Here is a 20,797-nt window from a genome sequence, read left to right as displayed (position 1 = left end):
CCCACGCCCGACCACTTCGCCGGCGCCCCCGCAGCGCGGGAGATCCTCGCGGAAGTCCTCGGGGAGCTGGGGAGGAGGCCGTCATCAAGCCCCCGCTGCACGTGCACTACGGCGAGAACATCCGCATCGGGGCGCGGACCTTCGTGAACTTCAACCTCGTCGCCCTGGACGTCGCGGACATCACCATCGGCCTGGACTGCCAGGTCGGGCCGAACGTCCAGCTGCTCACACCGACGCACCCCGTGGACCCGCAGCCCCGACGCGACAAGCTGGAGGCCGCCCAGCCCATCACGCTCGGGGACAACGTGTGGCTCGGCGGTGCGTCATCGTCTGCCCCGGTGTGACCATCGGGGAGAACACTGTGGTGGGGGCGGGTGCCGTCGTGACCAAGGACCTGCCGGCGAACGTCGTGGCGGTGGGCAACCCCGCACGCGTGATCCGGGAGGGGATCGACACCCAGCCCTGATGACGGGGGCGTGCAGGGCGGGCCCCGCGGGTGGAAAGCCCGGGGCACACGTGGAGGCCGGCCATCCACCCATCCACAGACGACCTGCGCGTCGACAGGGGTTGTCGGTGGTCGATCGTACTGTTGTTCCATCACCGAGAGAGGTGACCGGTGGGCGTCGGGCCGAGGGGGCTCGACGGACGACCTGATCCACAGGGGGAGACGTGGAGACGATCGACGAGCTCGCCCGGCACGTGTGCGTGCTGGCCGAGCAGTGGGGAGACGGTGATCCACCGCCGGAACGGATGGTGGACGCGATCTCGGCGCTCGAGCGGTTGGTGAACACCGCTGTCGCGGCGCAGCTCGAGGCCGTGGCCGTGTTGACGGCCCGGATGCGCCGTGACGACGCGGACGCCGACGTCCCGCGCGAGACGACCGACAAGGCCGTGGCCTCGATGGTGGGACTGGCCCGGCAGCAGTCGGCGCACCAGGGGGTCCGGGACCGCGAGCTGGCCGCCGTGCTGCGCAGTGAGCTGCCCGCCACCCGGGAGGCCATGCTCGCGGGCCGCGGCAGCCGGAAACAGGCCGAGGTCCTGGCCCGGGGGACGGTCTTCCTGTCTCGCGAGAAGCGGGCCGTCGTCGATGCCGAGCTCGGACCGCAGCTTGCGGAGCTCTCCGTGGGGCGACTGCGCCACCGCGTGTCCCAACGTGCCTATGCGCTGGACCCGGGGGGGGCACGTGGCGCACGCGGCGCTGCAGCACGAGCAGCGCTCGGTGTCGATGCGGCCGAAGCCGGACACCATGGCCGTGCTCTCGGCCCATCTGCCGGCGACGCAGGCCGTGGCCGTGTGGGGTGCGCTGGACCGGGCGGCACGGAGCCTGCGGGCCGAGGGCGACGGTCGCTCCCTGGCGCAGCTGCGTGCGGACGTGCTCACCGAGCGCGTGACCGGGCAGGCGCTCGCCGACGGTCCGCCGGTGGAGGTGCAGGTGGTCGTGCCGGCGGGCGGGCTGTTCGGAGGCCGGGCCGTGCGCGAGGCGCTCACCGACACCGACACCCCGGCCACGCTCAAGGGCTACGGACCGCTGCCCGCGCCGATTGCACGGGATCTGGTGCGTGGCGCGGGCAGGTGCTCGCTGCGTCGGCTGCTGGTGCACCCGGAGTCCGGCACCGTGGTCGAGCGGGACGCCCGGCGGCGGTTGTTCTCGAAGGCCGACCGGGAGCTGCTGGTCGCCCGGGACGAGACCTGCCGGACCCCGTGGTGCGATGCCCCGATCCGGGAGGCCGACCACGTCGAGTCCTGGTCCGAGGGCGGGCCCACCACACCCGAGAACGGTCAGGGCCTGTGCCAGCACTGCAACCAGGTGAAGAACCACCCGCGGTGGCGGAGCATCGCCCGGCTCGACGAGCACGGCGACCAGGAGGAGGTCGTGACGCTCACGCCGACCGGGCACCGGTACGCGAGCTCGGCGAGTAGGTGGGCGGGCTGACCCCGGTCAGGAGGTGATGCCCAGCGGTGAACGGCCGTCCTCGAGGTAGACGACGCCCGGCCCCGCCAGGGCCCGCTCCACGCGCCGACGCACCCGCTTGCGCAGCAGGCCCGTCGCCTCCTCGAGCGGCGCGAAACGATGCTCGCAGATCTCGCTCTCCTGCAGCACGATCCCCGCGGCCTGCTCGGCGGTGACGGTTCCGCAGTGGAAGAGGAACCGGATGCCGAGCTGCTCGTCACGCTTCGCCCCACGCGTGTCCACGGCCACGAGGCGCCCGTCGGTCACCCGCAGGCCGGTCTCCTCGAACACCTCGCGCTGGCAGCACTCCCACGGGGTCTCGCCGTCGGCCTCCATGACCCCGCCCGGGATCGTCCAGCCGCTCTTGTAGGTGGGCTTGAGGATGAGTAGGCGGCCGGCCTCGTCGAGGATGACGGCGCCGGCGGAGACGGGGATGGTCGGAAGCGTCCAGTCGGTCATGGGGTCAAGGCTGCCGCACCGCCGGGAGCCGTCTCCACGCACCCGTCCACCAGGCGCACCGAGTGGTCTCCGACGGTGCCCCACACGCCAGCAAGGCGGGCCATCTCCTGCACGACACCATCCTCCTCGACCGAGGGAGCAACGTGCCCCCCCAGCCGCCAGGACGCTCTCGTGGGCGTTGGCCACCGCGTAGGAAGTGCCTGCCCAGTCCAACATCGGCAGATCGTTGGGCATGTCCCCGAACGCCACCACGTCGGCCGCATCCACCCCCCTGCGCCCACAGAGCTGCTTCAGCGCACTCGCCTTGGTGACGCCGGGGGCGCTGATCTCGACCAGACCCTCCACCGACCAGGTGGCCTGCGCACTGTCGCCGACGGCCTACACGATGCGCTCGCGGATGGCCGGATCCCCGGCGTCGTGGCGCACGAGGAGCTTCAACGCGGGCTCGTCCCACAGGTCGGCGAGTTTCCCGAACGGGGCACCGCCCTGCATCCCGCCTTCTCGCGGGTAATCCACGTCGCAGCGGATGCCGTCCAGGCACTCGATGGCGAAGCGCGCCTCCGGGACGGTGCTGCGCAGGTGGTCCACGAGCGCCAGCCCCGTCGCGGGAGCGAGGCCGTGCACCTCCAGCGGCTGCCCCTCGTGGACGTCCCAGGTGACCGCGCCGTTGGAGACCACCGCAGCACCGTGCCGGCCCACGTGGGGCCAGAGCTCCGTCATCCAGCGCAACGGGCGGGCGGTCACGAAGACGACGGGGACACCCGATGCGTCGACGCGTTCCAGGACGTCGGCAGCCGTGGGGGAGAGGACCGGGTCTCCCGGGGAGACCAGGGTGCCGTCGAGATCCGTCGCGAAGAGCATGCGTTCGAGCCTCGCATGCTCACTGGCCCTGCATCCTGCAGTGGCTCGTGAGCCTGAGTGCCGGCTCATCACTAGGGTCGGGGCATGACCTCCCTGCACGACGACGCCCACCTCGCCGGTTCCCTCGTGTCGGAGGCGGGACAACTCGCCCGGCGCATGCGGGTCGGCGGGGTGGAGACCCACCAGAAGACCTCTGCCAGCGACGTGGTGACGGCGGCCGACATGGCTGCGGAGGAGTTCGTGGTGGAGCGCCTGACCGCGGAACGCCCCGACGACGGCATCGTGGGGGAGGAGGGGGCAGCCCGCGAGGGGACGACGGGGCGACGCTGGGTGATCGACCCGGTGGACGGCACGTTCAACTTCGTGCAGGGCCTGGACTGGTGGTGTTCGGCGCTCGCCCTCGACGACAGAGGAGAGCTGGCACTCGGCGCCGTGCACCATGCCGGCTCGGAGACGACCTGGGTGGGTGGCCGCGACTGGCCCACCACACGCAGCGGTGAGGCCGTCGCGCGCCTCGCCGACCGTCCCCTGGCCGACTGCGCCCTGGCCACGTACCTGCACACGCGCTACTACGAGCAGGCCCACGTGGCCGGGCCATTCACGGCCGTGGCCTCGGCGGCCAAGGCGATCCGGATGAACGGGTCCGGGTCCATGGACCTGGCCGCCGTGGCCGACGGGCGGATGGACCTGTGGCTGCACCACAGCGTGCCCGAGTGGGACTGGATGCCCGGGTGCGCCCTAGTGGAGGGCGCACCCGGGGGAGTGACGGCCCAGGTCGAGGTGCACGGCGTCGTGTGGTCCCTGGCCGGGCCACCGACGGCCGTCGACGAGGCCGTGGCGCTGCTGCGGGGTTGAGGGCAGTTCAATCGACAATCGACCACACCTGATCGGAGCACCCATGCAGGCCCAGCCCTTCCTGACCTTCCAGCCCAGCCGCGGCCAGCGCGCCGGCGAGGCCATGCGCTTCTACCGCGGCCTCTTCCCTGATGGCGAGATCCTCTCCGAGACGCTCTGGGACGCGAACGGCCCCGGGGGAGCCGATGCCGAGGGCACCGTGATGACCGCGGAGTTCCGCGTGGCGGGCCAGCGCATCCGCTGCAGCGACAGCCCGGTCGGGCACGCGTGGGACTTCACCCCGGCGATGTCGCTGTGGGTGGAAGTCGAGGATGCCGACGAGCTGCAGCGGCTCTTCGACGCGCTTTCCGAGGACGGCACGGTGTTCATGCCCGTCGGCGACTACGGCTTTGGACAGTTCGGCTGGGTGGGTGACCGGTTCGGCATCACGTGGCAGCTGTGCGTGGGGGAGTGAGGCCCCATGCACCGGGCCCCGAGCGGCGCACCGACCGGCTCGACCTCTTCCGGCCCGCCCCGGCGGACGTCCCCGCCCTCTCGGCACCGTCGAGGTGATCGGTCAAGGACAGGGCCTGAGGGACCGGATGCACGTTATGTCAGAAGACTGTGGCGTGATTCGGCATTGTGAAGCGGGAGAGGCGTCACGCCATCGGCGTGCCCTGGTGGTAGATCGTCCGCCACCTGTCGTCGGATCGTCGCCAGAGCGAGGTCCGTCGCGCTCGACGCCCGCCACGCCTCGAGATCCAGAAGACCTGCACGAGGTCATCGGCGAGAGCGCGCGCCTCGAGGTCCTGCATCTCGATGGGATCGGCGTCGGCGACCATGACGGAACGGTAGCCAGCGCAGGACCGCCGCACGGGTCCATCCATGCGACGTCGGGGCCACTCCTGCGCAGCCTCGCCCCCAGCACCCTGGACGCCGATAATCGACATTATGTCATTACGAGGACAACAGGTGCTCCCTCACCCCGCTGGCGACGTCCAGACATCCGCCCCCCTACAGTTCGCCGGTGCCTGACGCCGAACGACGGCATGGGCCACGCTCGGCTTCTACGTGACCGCGATCGGCCTCCCCGTCGCCGCCATCGCCGCCGGCACCCTCTCGGGCAGCCGCAACGTGCTGGAGCTGCTGCGCCCTGCCGGTGCTGCGTCCGCGACGGCCTTCACGGTCCTGCTCTACCTCGCGATCGGTCCACTGCTGGCCTTCTTCGCGCTGACCCTGCTGGCGGCACTGCGCCCCGAGCATCTCATCACCTGGGTGGGCGAGCACCTCACGCCGCTGTTCCACGCGCTGCTCTCGGTGCTGCTGGTGGTCTCGGTCGTCCACCCCCTGGACACCACGCCCCGGACCGCGCCATCCGGCGTCTCGCCCCGGTCAGGCCACCTATCCTGCGGCGGTGACCTCCCCCGAGCAGGGCCTCTCCCCCACCCTCGATGCCGTCAGCCGCCTCCTGCTGGCCGACGGACAGCGCCTGGTGCCGGAGGCCACGCGCGTGGCCGTCGTCGAGGGCTCCGTGGACCTCTCCCGCGAGGCCGAGGCCGTCTGGCCCGAGGTGCGCTCCCACCACGACCGGGTGGACGCCGGCCCGTCCACCGACACCCTCACCGGGGCCGTGCAGGGCGCCGAGCTCGTGCTGCTGCACCTGCCGGCCTCCCTCCCCGCGCTCAAGGAGCAGGCCCGCACCATCGCGGCGCACGCGGCCCCTGACGTGCTGGTCGTGACCGCGGGTCGGAGCAAACACATGACACCCCGGCAGAACGACGTGCTCGCCAGCGCCTTCGAGGAGGTGCAGGCCCAGCGCGGGGTCGGCAAGTGCCGCGCGGTGCACGCCAGAAAACCGCGGGCGGTCGCCGCGCCTTCGCCCCGCACCGCCACCGAGCCGCACACCGGGCTCACCCTCGTGGCCCACGGTCCGGTCTTCGCCGGGGCTCGGCTGGACCGCGGCACCCGTCTGCTGCTCGGCACCGAGCCCGACTGGCCACGGGGCGAGGCGATCGACCTCGGCTGCGGCAACGGCGTCCTCACCACCGTGCTGGCCCGCCGCGGCAACACGACCACCGGCATCGACGTCTCCCGGGCTGCCGTGGCCTCCACCCGGGCGACACTCGCGGCCAACGAGCTGACCGGCACCGCCGTGCTCGCCGACGGTCTCACCGAGCAGCCCACGGCGAGCGCCGACCTGGTCGTGACGAACCCGCCCTTCCACGTCGGCACCGCCAAGGACTCCTCCCCCACCCTCGCGATGCTGCGCGACGCCGCCCGCGTGCTGCGCCCCGGTGGCGAGCTGTGGTGCGTGTACAACTCCCACCTGCCCTACCGGCAGATCGCCCGCGAAGTGTTCGCCCGGGTCGACGAGGTGGCACGCGACCGGGAGTTCACCGTCATCCGTGCCACCGGGCCCCGCTGAGGTCGCACGACCTGCCATGCTGCCGCGGTGACCACCACCGTCCCCGCGGCCGACCCCGCCGTCGAGCGCACCCGATCCCACCAGCGCGCCTGGGGCTGGTACGACTGGGCCAACTCGGCCTACGTGACCACCACCGGCACCGTGCTCATCGGCCCCTACCTCACCCAGCTGGCCAGCGCGGACGCGTGCCCGGACCTGCCGGCCGACCAGGCGTGCACCGCACCGGTCCACCTGCTCGGACTCCCGATCGCGGCCGGGTCGCTCGCCTCGTACACGATCACGCTGGCGACCATCATCTCCGTGGCCGTCGTCCTGGTGGTCGGTGCGATCGCCGACCGCCACCCGCGTCCGACGCGGCTGCTGGGCACCCTGGCCTGGATCGGCTCCGCGGCCGCGATGGCGATGGTGCTGCTGAGCGGCACGAACTGGCAGCTCGGCGTGCTGCTGGTGATCGTCGGCAACGTGGCGCTCGGCGCCTCCACGGTGGTCTACGACGCGCTGCTGGTGCGCATCGCCGCCCCCGACGAGCGCGACCGCGTCTCCTCGCGCGCTTGGGCCATGGGCTACGCCGGAGGCGGCCTGCTGCTCGCGGCGAACCTGGTGCTCATCCAGATGCACGAGTCCCTGGGGCTGTCGATGGAGGACGCCGTCCGCGTCTCGCTGTTCTCGGCCGGCCTGTGGTGGGCCGTGTTCACGCTGGTCCCCGTCATCGGCCTGCGGCACGTGCAGGGCACCACCGCCATCCCGGTGGACCGGACGGCCGGTCCGGTGGCCGGGTCGCTGAAGCAGCTCGGCGCCACCTTCCACGAGCTGCGGCACTACCCGCAGACGCTCACCTTCCTGGTGGCCTACCTGCTGTTCAACGACGGCATCCAGACCGTCATCTCCTCTGCCAGCATCTACGGCTCCATGGCGCTGGGGTTCGAGACCGGTCAGCTGATGACCACCATCCTGCTGGTGCAGTTCGTGGCCGTCGGCGGGGCCCTGCTGTTCGGGGTCATCGCGACCTGCTGGGGCGCGAAGAGGACCGTCCTGCTGGGTGTGGGCCTGTGGGTGGTCGTCGTGGGCCTGGCCTACTTCGTCCCCCGTGGTGCCTTCCTCACCTGGCTGGGGTGCGCAGTGCTCATCGGGCTCGTGCTCGGTGGCACCCAGGCGCTGGCGCGCTCCCTCTACAGCCAGCTCGTGCCGCCGGGTCGCGAGTCGGAGTTCTTCGCCTTCTACCAGGCCGGCGAGCGGGGTACCTCGTGGTTCGGCACGCTCACCTTCGGCCTGGTCTTCCAGCTCACCGGCTCCTACCGGCCCGCCATCCTGGCGCTGCTCGTGTTCTTCGTCGCCGGTGGACTGCTGCTCGCGCGGCTGGACGTGCGCCGCGGCATCGCCGAGGCGGGCAACCCGCAGCCGGCCGTCGTCTGAGCCCGGACCGTCCACGGCCCCGGCCGGCCGCGTCAGGCACGATGCGGGGCATGGACGTCCTGCGCTCGGTGCCCCTGTTCGTGCTGGCCGCCCTGCTGGAGATCGGCGGCGCCTGGCTGGTCTGGCAGGGAATCCGCGAACACCGTGGTCTGCTCTGGGTGGGCGGGGGCGTGGTCGCCCTCGGGCTCTACGGGCTCGTGGCCACCCTGCAGCCGGACGCGAACTTCGGGCGCGTCCTGGCCGCCTACGGGGGCGTCTTCGTGGCCGGGTCACTGGCCTGGGCGATGGTGCTCGACGGCTTCCGCCCGGACCGCTGGGACCTCGCCGGCGCCGCCCTGTGCCTGGCCGGCGTGGCCGTCATCATGTACGCGCCACGAGGGGCGTGACCGGGGCCTCACTACGCTGTGCGCACGACCACGCCCCGAGGAGGCCCGATGCCCCAGCACGCCCTGCACCCGCGCCTGGCCGAGGTGCGCGAGACCATCCAGCGCCGGAACCCCGGGGAGGACGAGTTCCACCAGGCCACCGACGAGGTGCTGGCCAGCCTCACCCACGTGCTCGAGCGCCGCCCCGAGCTGGCCGACTCCAGCATCATCGAGCGCCTGTGCGAGCCCGAGCGACAGCTGATCTTCCGCGTGCCGTGGGTGGACGACGCCGGCCACGTGCAGGTCAACCGCGGCTTCCGCGTCGAGTTCAACTCCGCCCTGGGCCCCTACAAGGGCGGCCTGCGCTTCCACCCCACCGTGCTGCTGGGCACGGTCAAGTTCCTCGGCTTCGAGCAGATCTTCAAGAACTCGCTGACCGGCCTGCCCATCGGGGCCGGCAAGGGTGGCTCGGACTTCGACCCGAAGGGCCGATCCCACCTGGAGGTCATGCGCTTCTGCCAGTCCTTCATGATCGAGCTGCACCGCCACCTGGGCGAGTACACCGACGTGCCGGCAGGCGACATCGGCGTGGGCGGCCGGGAGATCGGCTTCCTGTTCGGCCAGTACAAGCGCATCACCAACCGCTACGAGGCGGGTGTCTTCACCGGCAAGGGGCTCGAGTGGGGCGGCGCCCGCGCCCGCACCGAGGCCACCGGCTACGGCACCGTCTACTTCACCGAGCGGGTCCTCGCGGAGTCCGGCCGCTCGTTCGACGGTCTGCGCACCGTCGTCTCCGGCTCGGGCAACGTCGCGCTCCACGCCGCCCAGAAGGTCGTCGAGCTCGGCGGCACGGTCGTGGCCATGAGCGACTCCTCCGGCTACGTCGTCGACGAGCGCGGCCTGGACATCCGGCACCTCATCGAGCTCAAGGAGCAGCGCCGCGAGCGCATCTCCGTCTACGCCGACGAGAAGGGCGGGCAGTACGTCACCGGCGGCTGCATCTGGGACGTCCCCTGCGACGTCGCGCTCCCCTGCGCCACCCAGAACGAGCTCGACGGCGACGCCGCGGCCACGCTGGTGCGCAACGGCTGCCTCGTGGTCGCCGAGGGCGCCAACATGCCGGCCACCCCCGAGGCCGTCGAAACCTTCCGCGGCAGCGACGTCGTCTTCGCCCCCGGCAAGGCCTCCAACGCCGGCGGTGTGGCCGTCAGCGCCCTGGAGATGCAGCAGAACGCCACCCGCGACTCGTGGTCGTTCGGCTACACCGACGAGCGGCTGCGCGAGATCATGGGCAACATCCACCGCACCTGCACCGAGACCGCCGAGGAGTACGGCGTGCCGGGCGACCTCGTGACCGGCGCCAACATCGGCGGCTTCGTGCGCGTCAGCGAGGCGATGCTCGCCCAGGGCGTCATCTGACCGACGGCCGGTGGTGCCGGGGGCAGGCGTAGCATCTACGACACACGATCGTCGATGATCAGGCGCCCTCCCCCGGCGCCGCGAGAGGTATCCATGTGCACTTACTGCGGGTGTGAGTCCATCCGGGTCATCGGCCGCTTCATGGCCGAGCACGACTCCCTGATCAACCTCACGGGGCCCCTGCACCGGGCCGCCGAGGCCGGCGACACCGAGGCAGCCCGCGAAGCAGCCGACGACGTGGCCGAGCTGCTGGACCCGCACACGCACGCCGAGGAGGTCGGCCTCTTCACCCTCCTGCGGCGCGAGGAGCACATCGTCGACCACGTCGACGACCTCTGCGCCGAGCACGACTCCCTGGACGAACAGCTCGCCCGCATCCGCGAGGGTGACCTCTCGGGCGTGGACGCCTTCATCAAGCAGCTGCGCAACCACATGGACCGCGAGAACAACGGGCTCTTCCCCGCCGCCGCGATCGCCCTGGGCGGTCCGGACTGGGAAGAGGTCGACGACCTCACGCCACCCGCGCCCACCGCCGCCAGCTGATGGCGGGCTCCCCCGCCGGCGGACGACCCGCCCGGGGCCGCCGCTGGCTGCTCCGCGACCGTCCGGGCGTCGTCTGGCTGGCACTGGCCGTGGCCACGACCCTGGTGCACCCCTTCGTGCCGTCCTCGCGATGGCTCATGGTCCACCTGGTGCTCCTGGGTGCGCTCACGCACTCGATCATGGTGTGGAGCACGCACTTCTCCGGCACCCTGCTCAAGAACGGGCCGGGCATCGACGACCGACCCCAGCAGTCCCGCCGCCTGTGGACGCTGCTCGCCGGCACGACCCTGGTGATCGTCGGCGTGCCGACCACCTGGTGGCCGGTCACGGTCGCCGGCGCGGTGCTCGTCTCGGTGGCCGTCCTCGACCACGCCCACCAGCTGTGGCGACGCCTGCGCGGGGCGCTGCCCGGACGCTTCGGCATCACGGTCCGCTACCACGTCTGCTCCGCCCTGTGCCTGCCGGTCGGCGCCGCCCTCGGCGCCACGCTCGCGCTGGGGCTCGACGACACCTGGCACGGCCGGCTCCTGCTGGCCCACACGATGGTGAACCTGCTCGGCTGGGTGGGCCTCACCGTCACCGGCACCCTGCTCACGCTCTGGCCGACCATGCTGCGCACCCGCATCGGGTCGCGCGCGGAGCGGCACACACGGCACGCCCTTCCGGTCCTCGTGACGGCGCTGGTGGTCCTGGTCACCGGGGCCCTGGGCGGCTGGCAGCCGGTCTCCCTGGCCGGCCTCGGCCTGTACGCACTGGGCCTGGCCTGGTGGGGCGTCGGGGTGCTCTCCCCGGTCCGCACGGCCCCGCCGCGGGAGTTCGCGTCCGCCTCGGTCGGCGCCGCCCTGCTCTGGTGGTTCGTCGGCATCGGCATGGTGCTGGTCCGCCTGGCCACCACCGACTCCTGGCAGGAGTTCGCCGACGGCTTCGGCTGGACCACCGCGGTCGTCGTCGCCGGGTTCGCCGCCCAGCTGCTCACCGGAGCACTGTCCTACCTCATGCCCGTGGCGATCGGCGGCGGCAAGACCGTCGTCCGCGCCGCCGCCTCGCGCTTCGACCGCTGGGCTGCCGTCCGCCTGACGGTCACCAACCTCGGCCTCCTGCTGTGCCTCCTGCCGGTGCCCAGCGTGGTCCGCGTCATCGTCTCCACCCTCGTCCTGCTCTCCCTGGCCTCGTTCATCCCGCTGATGTTCGCCGCCGTGAAGGCCGCCGTCCGTGCGCGGCGGGAGCAGATGGCGGCCCGCGCGGCAGGCGAGGTACCGACCACGACCGCCCCGCGCACCTCCGGGCCGGACCGGCTCCCGTCCATCTGGTCCGCCGGACAGGTGGCCGCGGCCCTGTCCGCCCTGGCGCTCGCGGTCTCCCTCGGCTCGGCCGCCGGCCCCGTGCTCGGGGGCTCCCCCACCGGTGGGTCCCCCTCGGCCGCGGCCGATGTGACCCCCACCGGGGAGACCACGCACGTCCGCGTCGAGGCGGTCCACATGCGCTTCGACCCCGGTTCGGTCACCGTCCCCCGCGGGGAGCGCGTCGTGCTGGAGGTCGTGAACTCCGACGACCAGGCGCACGACTTGGCCATCGCCGGGCAGCAGACGCCTCGACTGAAGGCGGGTGAGAGCGCCACCCTGGACCTCGGCGTCGTCGGCGAGGACACCGAGGGCTGGTGCACGATCGTCGGCCACCGTCAGCAGGGCATGACCTTCGAGGTGCGCGTCGAGGGCGGCGGTGCCGGGCAGGACGACCGGGGCGGCGCCGCGCCGGGTACCGGACCCGACGGCACGGAGGGCGGCGAGAACGCCCCTGAACCGTTGCGGGCCGACCCGGGGGCCGAGGTCACCGACCCCGTGGACGCCGAGCTTCCCGAGCTGCCCGCGGGCACCGAGCACCACGTGACCCTGCGCACCTCCGAGCTGGACCTGGAGGTCGCCCCCGGCGTCACCCAGCAGCGGTGGACCTTCAACGGCCGCGCCCCCGGCCCCGTGCTGCGCGGCAAGGTCGGCGACACCTTCGTGGTGAAGCTCGTGAACGACGGGTCGATGGGGCACTCCATCGACTTCCACGCCGGCGCCCTGGCCCCCGACCGACCGATGCGGACGATCGAGCCCGGGGAGTCGCTCACCTACCGCTTCACCGCCGAGCGCGCGGGCATCTGGATGTACCACTGCTCCACCGCGCCGATGAGCACCCACATCGCCTCGGGCATGCACGGGGCCGTGGTCATCGAGCCCGAGGAGGGGCTGCCGCCGGTCGACCACGAGTACGTGATGGTGCAGTCCGAGGTGTACCAGTCCGAGAACGGCGCACCGACCGACGCCGAGGCGCTTGCCCGGGAGGAGCCGGCCTTCGTGGCCTTCAACGGCATCGCCAACCAGTACGACCAGCACCCGCTGACGGCGAAGGTCGGTGACCGCGTGCGCTTCTGGGTGCTGGACGCCGGCCCGAACCGGCCGATGTCCTTCCACGTCATCGGTGGGCAGTTCGACACGCTGTGGGCCGAGGGCGACTACCGCCTGGGCCCCCGGGCGGAGGGCACCGGTGCGCAGGCGCTCGGGCTCCAGCCGGCCGAGGGCGGCTTCGTCGAGCTGACCTTCCCCGAGGCCGGGCACTACCCCTTCGTCTCGCACGTCATGATCGACGCCGAGCGGGGCGCCCACGGTGTGGTGGAGGTGACCGACCCTGAGCAGTCGTGACCACCGACCTCCCGTGGCTGCGTAGTCTCTCCTCCCATGTGCGGACGCTACGCAGCCAGCGCCTCCCCGGACGCCCTCGTCGAGGAGTTCGAGGTGGAGGTCGACGGCACCGCCACCCCGGGCGCGCCCGTCATGAAGGGTGAGCAGCAGCCCGCCCCCGGCCGGCCGGACTGGAACGTCGCGCCGAGCAAGCAGGTGCCCGTCGTGCTCACCCGCAGCCCGAAGTGGCAGGAGGACGCCGCACCGCAGCGACAGCTGCGGCTGCTCTCCTGGGGGCTCGTGCCGCCGTGGGCGAAGGACCCGTCGATGGGCAACCGCATGATCAACGCGCGCAGCGAGACGCTCTTCGACAAGCGCACCTTCGCCGCGCCGGCCCGCAAGCGGCGGTGCCTGGTCCCTGCCGACGGGTGGTACGAGTGGCAGGCCTCCCCCGTCGCCACGAACAGCTCCGGGAAGCCGCGCAAGCAGCCCTTCTTCATGTCACGCACCGACGACGCACCGCTGGCGTTCGCGGGGCTGTACGAGTTCCACCGGCTGGGCCCGTCCCAGCCGGACGCCGCGGCCGGCTCGTCGTGGGTGGTGAGCTTCACGATCCTGACGCAGGCCGCCGAGCCGGGGCTCGACCGCATCCACGACCGGCAGCCGGTCGTGCTGGACCCCGCCGACTGGGACGACTGGCTGGACCCGACCGCCACGCAGGACGCGCACGTCGAGGCGTTGCTGGGCGCACAGCCCGAGGGACGCTTCCAGGCCTGGCCGGTCGGCACCGGGGTGAGCCGGGTGGCCACGAACGGTCCCGAGCTGGTGCGCCCGGTCCCGGTCGAGCAGCTCGTCGGCGTCGTGGACCCGCAGACCGGCGAGGTGCTCGGTGGTTGAGACACGCACTCCGTCGGTCGACCGTTTCGTCCGCCTGCGCAACACGGTCTGGTCCGTCATCCCCGGGCCGCTGCGACGTCGCATCCCGCCGACCGCGGTCGGCTTCGCGATGCTCAACCTGTGCACCTTCGCGCTGGACCTGGTGCTGCTGTGGGTGCTCCACCACCCGGTGGGGCTGCCCTACCCCGTGGCCACCACGGTCGCCTATCTCATCGCCCTGGGGACGGCGTTCGTGGTGAACCGGCACTTCAACTTCGAGAGCCACGGCCACGCCGGCCGGCAGTCCCTGCGGTACGTCGTGGTGGTGGCGATCAACTACCTGGCCTTCATCCTCGGCGTGAACACCGGCCTGAAGGCCGCCGGCGCACCACTGCCCGCGGCCCGTCTGGTCGCCGGCATGTGCGAGGCGGTCTACATGTACCTGGCCATGCGCTTCGTCGTGTTCGGCCACGGCAATCCCGGCAGCCGTCGGCCGATCGCCCACCGCTGAGATGATGGGAGCCCCCTCGGCTCCCCCCTGCCCCTGGAGGAACGGATGCAGCTCACCGCCCGCTCGATCGTCGCCGGTACCGCCCTGGCGGTTCTCTGGCCCGCACTGCCCGCGGCCGCCGGCGAGTCGAGCGGCGATGGGCGCCAACCCGAGGAGTTCCGCGCCAGTGGCACCGCGGTGGACGGGGGTGACTCGCTGTTCAGCGCGCCCGGGCTGGGTGCTGGTACCTACACCGACGAGACGGAGGCGGGCGGGGAGTCCTCCTTCTACCGGGTGCGGCGCACGGCGAACGACTCGATCCTCCGGGTGGGGGCCACGTCGATCACCGGGGAGTGGCTCCGGGTCGAGGTGCTCGACGGCCGCGGCACCGAGTGCGGGGAGGTCTCCGAAGAGACCGTCGGTCTGGTCGTCGGCCACGCCCAGGACGTGCACGATGACGACTGCGGCAACACCGACGAGGTGGTCGTCAAGGTCAGCGCCCAGGACGACACGGCGGGGCGCCTGCCGTTCGAGCTGCACGTCGCCGAGGAGGCGGCGGTGACCACCAGGGGTGGACTGCCCACGCCCTCCGAGGACGTCGAGTGGGAGGAGATGAAGCCCTCCGACGACGCCGAGCAGAAGCAGGGTGCCCTCAGCTTCGCCGACGCCCCCGAGCTCGAGGCCGGCCGCAGCTACACCGGCACGCTGGTCGCCGGCGAGCGTCGCGTCTACAAGGTGCCCGCGGACTGGGGTCAGCGCGTGCAGGCGCAGGTCGACGTGGCCCCCCAGGAGGAGGCCCTCGCCCCGGGCGGCATCTCCGTCGCCCTGGTGGGTGCCGACCGGCGCCCCCTGAACGTGGACCTGGGCGGTTCCCACGAGGACTCCGGCTCCGTCCAGGACGACGCGGAGACGGTGCTGCAGGCGTCCTCGCGGCCCATCGCCTGGCTGAACCGGGAGGACGCCGGCCCGACGCTGCCCGGCGGCCAGTACGTGGTGGTGGCGGCCGACGAGTACGGGGCGACGAACCAGGAGGTGCCGTTCACGTTGACCGTCGACGTGCTCGGCGACCCGGAGGGGGAGCCGGAGCACGACCCGGAGAGCCAGCCGTCGGAGGAGCGTGACCAGGTCGTGCGGCACGACTCCGGCGACGGTGGTGAGGCCGCCGCCGCCCGCGGCGGTGGCCAGGGCGGCCTCGTCCCGGGCGACCCGCTGCTGTGGGCCGGCGGCGCGGTGGGAGTCCTGCTGCTCGGGGCGGGCGCGCTGGCCCTGCTGCTCAACCGCCGCACGGGCCGCAGCTGACCGGCCCCTCCCCCCCCTCAGAGCACCGCGAGCACCAGGACGAGCAGCAGCACGAGGATCCCGCTGACCACCAGCCCCCAGGCCAGCCAGGTGGGTACCAGTGGTGCGGCCGCGCGGTCCGGTCCGGTCGTGCGCTCCGAGGGGCCCGTGATGAGGCGCGTCCCGCCGGACGACCCGTCCTGTCGGCTCACGGCGCGACGCGCACCAGAGTCCCCGGACGGCCGGGCGGCCGGTGCCGCCTGCGTCGGGGCCGCGGGTCCCTGCAGGTCCGCCTGGTCGCTGCGCACCGGGACGTCGTACATCGTCGTGGTCGCCGCACCGGAGGGGGGAAGGCTCCGGTCGTGCCGGGGCGGCCCCGCGGGCAGGCGGTCGTCCCCGACCGTCGGCCCCTCCGGCCCCCACCCGCCGGGGAGCTCCGGCAGGTGGTCGTGGACGCTCACCCCCTCCTCCAGCTGCTCCTCGGCGGCGGCGACCCACCCGGTGGCGCGCAGGGCCTCGAGGGCCTCCTGCGCGCTGGCAGGCCGGTCGTCGGGGTCGTGCTCCACGAGGTCCAGCACCACGGCCGCGAGCTCGCTCGGCACCCGGGCCCGGATCAGCTCGCCGGCGACCGCGGCCTGGTCCGCCCCCTCGGGGCGCCGACCGGTGAGCATCTCCCGGGCGGTCATGCCGGCCCCGAACAGGTCGGCGGCCGGGCTGGGGTCCCAGCCGTGGGTCAGTGACTCCGGCGCCATGTAGCCCCGCGTCCCCTGCACGAAGGGCCCGGTCGTCAGGCGCGGGTCCCCCATGGCCATCGCGAGCCCGAAGTCCGCCAGTCGGGCCCGCGGCATCCCGCGCCCGGTCGCGTCGAGCAGCAGGTTCGCCGGCTTCACGTCGCGGTGCACCATGCCCTCGTCGTGCAGCCTGCCGAGCCCCTGCAGCAGCTGGTCCAGCAGCGTGGCGCCCCAGACCGGCGGCAGCGCACCGTGCTCGCGCAGCAGGGTGGAGGCCGATCCCCCGTCGACCACGGGCATCACGAGCATCACCCGCTCGTCGTCCCCGGCCCAGCCCCACGGCACCAGCAGGTGCGGGTGCTGCACCCGGACCCCCTGCTCACGCACGAAGCGCACCATCGAGGCCGCGTCGACCTGCCGGAGCACCTTGGCCGCGGAGTACCGGTGCTGCCGGTGGTCCCAGACGCGCCAGACGACCCCCGTCCCACCCTCGCCGAGGGGGTCGACCAGCTCGTAGCGTCCTGCGAAAACGTCTCCCACGCCGCGACTGTACCCGGGCATCAGGTGGTGGACGTCACGAGAAAGCCGGTTCACGCCCTGCGAAGGCCCCCATAGTCTTGGCCTTCTCCCCCACCGTCCCGTGCCACCGGAGGCCACGCATGCCCACCACCTCGGCCCCCGAGACCGTCGACCACCCGGACGACCTCCGCGAGGACCACGCCCCGATCCTCCGGGTGCTCACCGTCGCCACCTTCGTCGTCATCCTCAACGAGACGATCATGGTGAACGCCATCCCGCAGCTCATGGAGTCGCTGCACGTGTCCGCACAGGCGGCCCAGTGGCTGTCGACCGCCTTCATGCTGACGATGGCCGTCGTCATCCCCACCACGGGCTGGTTCCTGCACCGGCTCGACCGGCGCTCGGCCTACGCCACCGCCATGGGGGCCTTCACCCTCGGCACGCTGCTGTGCGCCCTCGCCCCGGGATTCGGGGTGCTCCTGCTGGGGCGCGTCGTGCAGGCCGTCGGCACCGCCATCATGATGCCGCTGCTCATGACCACGGCCATGGCGCTCGTGCCCGTCGAGGAGCGCGGCCGCACGATGGGGAACGTCTCGCTGGCGATCTCCGTGGCCCCGGCCCTCGGGCCGACCACGTCGGGCCTCGTGCTGCAGGTCGCCTCCTGGCGCTGGCTCTTCCTGCTGGTGCTGCCGCTGGCCGCGGTCATGCTGGTCGTCGGCCACCGCCTGCTGCCGCCGAACACCGCCGGTGCCGCCGGCCGGCTGGACGCGCTGAGCCTCCCCCTGGCGGCCCTCGGCTTCGGCGGGCTCATCTACGGCATGAGCTCCCTCGGCGGCCACACCGGTGCCGGCGCCGCCGAGCCGGTCGTCGACCCCGCGGTCTCGCTGGTGGTCGGCCTCGTGTGCGTGGTGGCCCTCGTCTGGCGGCAGCTGTCCCTGGTGCGCGGCGGCGGCTCCCCGCTGCTGGACCTGCGAGCCCTCGCGCACCGCAACTTCGCCGTCGCCATGGCCGTCATGTGCGCGGCCATGATCGCGATGATGGGCACCATGATCCTGCTGCCGCTGTGGCTGCAGCACGCGCGCGGCCTCAGCGTCCTGCAGGCCGGCCTCGTGATGATGCCCGGCGGGCTCATGATGGGGCTGCTCGCCCCGCTGATCGGCCGCTGGTACGACCGGCTCGGCCCCCGGCCGCTCGTGGTCCCCGGCGCCGTGACGGTGCTGGTCTCCCTGGGGGCCGGCGCGCTCGCCGCCACCTCGGGCCCGTGGTGGACCTTCGTCATCATCCACCCGCTCGTCAGCTTCGGGCTGGCGCTGATGTTCACGCCCCTGTTCACCGCCGGTCTGGGCACCTTGCCGCTGGACCTGCACTCACACGGCTCGGCGATCCTCGGCACCTTCCAGCAGGTGGCCGCGGCGGCGGGCACGGCCCTGGCCATCACGGTCATGTCCGCGCGCTCCGCCCAGCTGACGACGGGCGGCCTGGGTCCGTCCGACTCCCTGGCCGGGGGCGTCTCGCTCGCCATGGGTGTCGGCGCCGGCATCTTCGTCGTCGCCCTCGCCCTGACCTTCCTGGTCCGCCGTCCGGAGGGCGAGCCCGTCACCCTCTGAGCCGAGCCCACCGACGAGCTTGCCGTGTGCGAGGAGACCACCGGCACGGCGCTGCGCTTCACGGTCGAGGGCGAGCCGGTCCGGGTGGAGGACGTGGAGATCCAGGGCTGCCTCGACGGGTGGAAGCCGACCATGACCGTCGGCTCCTGGGGCAAGTGAGCCGCTGACCGGACCCGGACCCGCACCCCGGGACGCCCTCGGGCCCCGCTGCAGCACCTGTGCGACAGTGCCTGCATGGGGGCGGTTCTCTTGACGGTCATGTGCGCGCTCGTCGGCGTCATCGCACTCGTCGTGCACCTGCGGACGACACCGGCTGACGGGCCGGCCACGCGACCGCCCCACGTGGACCACCCCCAGACCGTGGTCGACGCCCCTATGCCCGGCGTCACCGCACTGGAGGCGGCACTCCTGGTGCAGGGCGGCTCGCGCGGGGTCCTCGGTGAGGTCGTCGCCCTCGCCCGCGCCGGCCTGGTGGAGATCACCGGCACCTCCCGCAGTGGGTTCGTCCTCGTCGCCCGCGACCCGGGACAGCCGGTGCCCGCCGTGTCACGACGGGTCGTGCAGGCGCTCTTCGGCGCACCTCCACAGCCGACGGCAGTGCCCTCCCAGGACCCCGAGATCCTGGACCGCCTCCGAGGAGTGGCGCGGGAGTCCCAGCGAGAACTGAGGGCCCGGGGCCTCACGAGGCGCTCGTGGGAATTTCTCGCCCCTGCCCTGACGGTCCTGATCGGCGCTCTCGCCCTGCTGCCCGTCGTGCGCCTGCTCGACGCGGAGCCGTTCATCGGGCCACAGGTCCTCCTGGGTGTCGGCCTCCTCATGACCCTCCTGGCCCTCGGCGGCAGGAGCCGACTCACGGAGGCCGGTCGGCAGGAGGCTCGTCACCTGCGCCTCCTGCAGGCGGTCCTGCAGGAACAGGTGCACCACCCCGGGCTGCCCGAGATGACCTACGAGGAGCAGCGCAGGTGGCCCCACGGTCGCCCCATGGCCCACCTCTCCCCGGACACGGCGATGGCCCTCCTGCCGTACGCGGTCGTCCTCGAGGCCCATGACGGCGTCCTCGAGGCGATCCGTGCCGGGCAGGACCGCCCGTCCGGTGGAGCCGGTGCATCGGCCACACCCCAGCCCCCGGAGGTCGCCGTCCTCGTCCAGCGGATCCGCACCATCAGCCGGGCCGAGCTCGGCCCGTGGGCCGATGCCGGGGGTCTGCACGCGTCCAGCACCGACTTCCGGGCCAGGGAGGAGGGCTGGATGGGGGCCTGAGGCCGGAACCAGTCGGTCGCGCGGACCTGTGAGACTCCCACCGTGGCACCCCTCGTCTTCGTCCTCACCGCCGTCGTCGGCCTCGTCCTGTTCGTGGCGACCATGTCGCACGACCGTCGCCGCACCCGCCCCGATCCGACCATCCATCCGGCGACCGTCCTCTCGGCTCCCCCGCCGTCGGTCACCCCGCTGGAGGCCGCGCTCCTCGTCCAAGGTGGCTCCCGCGGCGTGATGGGCGAGATCGTCGCCCTGGCCCGCGACGGGCTGGTCGACATCCGACGGCACGCGGACGGTGACCACGGCGTCGTGGCACGCGACCTCGGCCGCCCCGTACCCCGCACGACGGGTGCCGTCCTGCGCGCCCTGTTCGGCGACCCGCCGAGGTCCGTGGTCGTCCCCGCGGCCGAGCCGAGTCTGCGACAGCGCGTGCGCGGGGTGGCCAGGCAGGCCCAGCAGGACCTGCGGGCGCGCGGCCTGATCCGGCGCACCTGGTGGCCGCTGGCGGCACCGATCGTCCTGCTGGTCGGCGGCCTCGTGGGGGTGGTGCTCGACGGCTTCCGGGAGCAGACCTTCGGCTGGATCCCCATCATCGCCGGGCTCGGCCTGCTCCTGACCCGGCGGGAGAAGCTCACGCGCCTGACCGAGGCGGGGCGCCGTGAGGCCCGCCACCTGCGACAGCTGGACCTGGTCCTCGACCGGCCGGCCCCGCTGCCGTGGGAGCACCCGCGCCCCTGGGCCCCGGGTGATCTCACGGCGGCGACCGCGATGACCTTCCTGCCCTATGCGGTCGTCTTCGGCCACCACGAGCTCGCGCTGTTCGCCCTGCGGCACCAGCTGGACCCCCACGCACCGCACGGCGGGGGCGACGCCGGGCCCACCTGGAGCTCCTCGTCCCCGGAAGGTTCCGGCGGCGGCACGTGGGACCCGGCGGGCTGGCCCGGAGGCCTCCCGGGTGAGCTGGAGTCGTTCGCCACGGATGTCGGCTCGTTCGCGGACTCCGTCGTCGACAGCTGGGGCGACTCCGGCGGGGTCGGTGACAGCGGGGGCGACTCCGGCGGGGACGGGGGCGGTGACGGCGGGGACTGACGCCCCTCCCCCGGGCG

At 73.0% G+C, this 20,797-nt stretch carries 20 protein-coding genes and 3 pseudogenes; 18 read left to right on the top strand and 5 right to left on the bottom strand.

From position 1 onward, the window contains the following. Positions 1-27: 27 nt before the first annotated feature. Both ACY8FT_RS03340 and ACY8FT_RS03335 read left to right on the top strand, forming a co-directional pair. Positions 28-466: pseudogene (locus ACY8FT_RS03340) on the top strand (sugar O-acetyltransferase); the annotation flags it as partial. A 693-nt stretch (positions 467-1,159) separates the two neighbouring features. Next, positions 1,160-1,933 carry an HNH endonuclease gene (locus ACY8FT_RS03335; RefSeq protein ID WP_462417519.1) on the top strand — a complete coding sequence of 258 codons (774 nt, stop codon included), beginning with the start codon at positions 1,160-1,162 and terminating at the stop codon, positions 1,931-1,933. A gap of 6 nt (positions 1,934-1,939) precedes the next feature. Here ACY8FT_RS03335 and ACY8FT_RS03330 read toward each other — a convergent pair whose 3' ends face one another. From ACY8FT_RS03330 to ACY8FT_RS03320, 3 genes and pseudogenes are all read right to left on the bottom strand, one after another. Continuing rightward, positions 1,940-2,410, bottom strand: coding sequence for an NUDIX domain-containing protein (locus ACY8FT_RS03330; RefSeq protein WP_462418388.1), 471 nt, complete (start codon positions 2,408-2,410; stop codon positions 1,940-1,942). Positions 2,411-2,623: 213 nt separating this feature from the next. Further along, positions 2,624-2,755 (bottom strand): annotated as a pseudogene (locus tag ACY8FT_RS03325) (HAD family hydrolase); the annotation flags it as partial. 33 nt (positions 2,756-2,788) lie between these two features. Further along, the gene (locus ACY8FT_RS03320; RefSeq protein ID WP_462417518.1) at positions 2,789-3,271 is read right to left on the bottom strand and encodes an HAD family hydrolase; all 483 of its coding nucleotides are present in this window, start codon (positions 3,269-3,271) and stop codon (positions 2,789-2,791) included. An 84-nt stretch (positions 3,272-3,355) separates the two neighbouring features. On the opposite strand from ACY8FT_RS03320, the gene ACY8FT_RS03315 reads away from it, so the two are divergent. Then, positions 3,356-4,126: an inositol monophosphatase family protein gene (locus tag ACY8FT_RS03315; RefSeq protein ID WP_462417517.1), complete on the top strand. Its 771-nt coding sequence runs from the start codon at positions 3,356-3,358 to the stop codon at positions 4,124-4,126. A 43-nt stretch (positions 4,127-4,169) separates the two neighbouring features. Beyond that, a complete protein-coding gene (locus tag ACY8FT_RS03310) occupies positions 4,170-4,580 on the top strand; it encodes a VOC family protein (protein ID WP_462417516.1) in 411 nt (136 codons plus the stop codon). A gap of 184 nt (positions 4,581-4,764) precedes the next feature. Here the strand turns inward: ACY8FT_RS03310 and ACY8FT_RS03305 are convergent, their stop codons facing one another. Continuing rightward, positions 4,765-4,947: a hypothetical protein gene (locus tag ACY8FT_RS03305; protein ID WP_462417515.1), complete on the bottom strand. Its 183-nt coding sequence runs from the start codon at positions 4,945-4,947 to the stop codon at positions 4,765-4,767. Between the two features lie 217 nt (positions 4,948-5,164). On the opposite strand from ACY8FT_RS03305, the pseudogene ACY8FT_RS03300 reads away from it, so the two are divergent. The 10 genes and pseudogenes from ACY8FT_RS03300 to ACY8FT_RS03255 all read left to right on the top strand — a co-directional run. After that, positions 5,165-5,452, top strand: a pseudogene (locus tag ACY8FT_RS03300) (branched-chain amino acid transport system II carrier protein); the annotation flags it as partial. A gap of 67 nt (positions 5,453-5,519) precedes the next feature. Then, complete coding sequence (locus ACY8FT_RS03295) at positions 5,520-6,530, top strand: class I SAM-dependent methyltransferase (protein WP_462417514.1); 1,011 nt, start codon at positions 5,520-5,522, stop codon at positions 6,528-6,530. A gap of 27 nt (positions 6,531-6,557) precedes the next feature. Beyond that, entirely contained in the window at positions 6,558-7,943 is a 1,386-nt protein-coding gene (locus tag ACY8FT_RS03290; protein WP_462417513.1) for an MFS transporter, read from the top strand. Positions 7,944-7,993: 50 nt separating this feature from the next. Then, positions 7,994-8,329: a YnfA family protein gene (locus ACY8FT_RS03285; RefSeq protein ID WP_462417512.1), complete on the top strand. Its 336-nt coding sequence runs from the start codon at positions 7,994-7,996 to the stop codon at positions 8,327-8,329. 63 nt (positions 8,330-8,392) lie between these two features. Continuing rightward, positions 8,393-9,727: an NADP-specific glutamate dehydrogenase gene (gene gdhA, locus ACY8FT_RS03280; RefSeq protein WP_462418387.1), complete on the top strand. Its 1,335-nt coding sequence runs from the start codon at positions 8,393-8,395 to the stop codon at positions 9,725-9,727. A 93-nt stretch (positions 9,728-9,820) separates the two neighbouring features. After that, positions 9,821-10,270 (top strand): hemerythrin domain-containing protein, encoded by a 450-nt coding sequence (locus tag ACY8FT_RS03275; RefSeq protein ID WP_462417511.1) that lies wholly within the window; start codon positions 9,821-9,823, stop codon positions 10,268-10,270. After that, positions 10,270-12,954: a multicopper oxidase domain-containing protein gene (locus ACY8FT_RS03270; protein WP_462417510.1), complete on the top strand. Its 2,685-nt coding sequence runs from the start codon at positions 10,270-10,272 to the stop codon at positions 12,952-12,954. Before ACY8FT_RS03275 ends, ACY8FT_RS03270 begins: the two co-directional genes overlap by 1 nt. A 36-nt stretch (positions 12,955-12,990) precedes the next feature. Continuing rightward, complete coding sequence (locus ACY8FT_RS03265; RefSeq protein WP_462417509.1) at positions 12,991-13,830, top strand: SOS response-associated peptidase; 840 nt, start codon at positions 12,991-12,993, stop codon at positions 13,828-13,830. Next, on the top strand, positions 13,823-14,320 hold the full coding sequence (locus tag ACY8FT_RS03260) for a GtrA family protein (protein WP_462417508.1): 498 nt from the start codon (positions 13,823-13,825) through the stop codon (positions 14,318-14,320). Before ACY8FT_RS03265 ends, ACY8FT_RS03260 begins: the two co-directional genes overlap by 8 nt. 45 nt (positions 14,321-14,365) lie before the next feature. Then, positions 14,366-15,598 carry a hypothetical protein gene (locus ACY8FT_RS03255; protein WP_462417507.1) on the top strand — a complete coding sequence of 411 codons (1,233 nt, stop codon included), beginning with the start codon at positions 14,366-14,368 and terminating at the stop codon, positions 15,596-15,598. Positions 15,599-15,615: 17 nt separating this feature from the next. Here the strand turns inward: ACY8FT_RS03255 and ACY8FT_RS03250 are convergent, their stop codons facing one another. After that, positions 15,616-16,848 carry a serine/threonine-protein kinase gene (locus tag ACY8FT_RS03250; RefSeq protein WP_462417506.1) on the bottom strand — a complete coding sequence of 411 codons (1,233 nt, stop codon included), beginning with the start codon at positions 16,846-16,848 and terminating at the stop codon, positions 15,616-15,618. Between the two features lie 119 nt (positions 16,849-16,967). Here ACY8FT_RS03250 and ACY8FT_RS03245 point away from each other — a divergent pair, with 119 nt between their 5' ends. The 4 genes from ACY8FT_RS03245 (at position 16,968) to ACY8FT_RS03230 (ending at position 20,780) form a co-directional block, all read left to right on the top strand. Next, entirely contained in the window at positions 16,968-18,434 is a 1,467-nt protein-coding gene (locus tag ACY8FT_RS03245; protein ID WP_462417505.1) for a DHA2 family efflux MFS transporter permease subunit, read from the top strand. 24 nt (positions 18,435-18,458) lie between these two features. Continuing rightward, the gene (locus ACY8FT_RS03240) at positions 18,459-18,593 is read left to right on the top strand and encodes a hypothetical protein (RefSeq protein WP_462417504.1); all 135 of its coding nucleotides are present in this window, start codon (positions 18,459-18,461) and stop codon (positions 18,591-18,593) included. A gap of 75 nt (positions 18,594-18,668) precedes the next feature. After that, on the top strand, positions 18,669-19,694 hold the full coding sequence (locus ACY8FT_RS03235; RefSeq protein WP_462417503.1) for a DUF2207 domain-containing protein: 1,026 nt from the start codon (positions 18,669-18,671) through the stop codon (positions 19,692-19,694). Between the two features lie 42 nt (positions 19,695-19,736). Continuing rightward, positions 19,737-20,780, top strand: a complete 1,044-nt coding sequence (locus ACY8FT_RS03230; RefSeq protein ID WP_462417502.1) for a DUF2207 domain-containing protein — start codon at positions 19,737-19,739, stop codon at positions 20,778-20,780. The last annotated feature ends 17 nt before the right edge of the window (positions 20,781-20,797 follow it).

The organism is Kytococcus sp. Marseille-QA3725 (assembly GCF_054950055.1).
This window is presented reverse-complemented; position numbering and strand designations above follow the sequence as displayed.

Excerpts from the sequence above, each read along its gene's own strand:
- ACY8FT_RS03255 (WP_462417507.1), top strand. The coding sequence starts at position 14,366 with ATGCAGCTCACCGCCCGCTCGATCGTCGCCGGTACCGCCCTGGCGGTT.
- ACY8FT_RS03245 (WP_462417505.1), top strand. The coding sequence starts at position 16,968 with ATGCCCACCACCTCGGCCCCCGAGACCGTCGACCACCCGGACGACCTC.
- ACY8FT_RS03265 (WP_462417509.1), top strand. The coding sequence starts at position 12,991 with ATGTGCGGACGCTACGCAGCCAGCGCCTCCCCGGACGCCCTCGTCGAG.
- ACY8FT_RS03315 (WP_462417517.1), top strand. The coding sequence starts at position 3,356 with ATGACCTCCCTGCACGACGACGCCCACCTCGCCGGTTCCCTCGTGTCG.
- ACY8FT_RS03310 (WP_462417516.1), top strand. The coding sequence starts at position 4,170 with ATGCAGGCCCAGCCCTTCCTGACCTTCCAGCCCAGCCGCGGCCAGCGC.
- ACY8FT_RS03320 (WP_462417518.1), bottom strand. The coding sequence starts at position 3,271 with ATGCTCTTCGCGACGGATCTCGACGGCACCCTGGTCTCCCCGGGAGAC.
- ACY8FT_RS03335 (WP_462417519.1), top strand. The coding sequence starts at position 1,160 with ATGCGCTGGACCCGGGGGGGGCACGTGGCGCACGCGGCGCTGCAGCAC.
- ACY8FT_RS03305 (WP_462417515.1), bottom strand. The coding sequence starts at position 4,947 with ATGGTCGCCGACGCCGATCCCATCGAGATGCAGGACCTCGAGGCGCGC.
- ACY8FT_RS03235 (WP_462417503.1), top strand. The coding sequence starts at position 18,669 with ATGGGGGCGGTTCTCTTGACGGTCATGTGCGCGCTCGTCGGCGTCATC.
- ACY8FT_RS03285 (WP_462417512.1), top strand. The coding sequence starts at position 7,994 with ATGGACGTCCTGCGCTCGGTGCCCCTGTTCGTGCTGGCCGCCCTGCTG.
- ACY8FT_RS03330 (WP_462418388.1), bottom strand. The coding sequence starts at position 2,410 with ATGACCGACTGGACGCTTCCGACCATCCCCGTCTCCGCCGGCGCCGTC.
- ACY8FT_RS03270 (WP_462417510.1), top strand. The coding sequence starts at position 10,270 with ATGGCGGGCTCCCCCGCCGGCGGACGACCCGCCCGGGGCCGCCGCTGG.
- ACY8FT_RS03275 (WP_462417511.1), top strand. The coding sequence starts at position 9,821 with ATGTGCACTTACTGCGGGTGTGAGTCCATCCGGGTCATCGGCCGCTTC.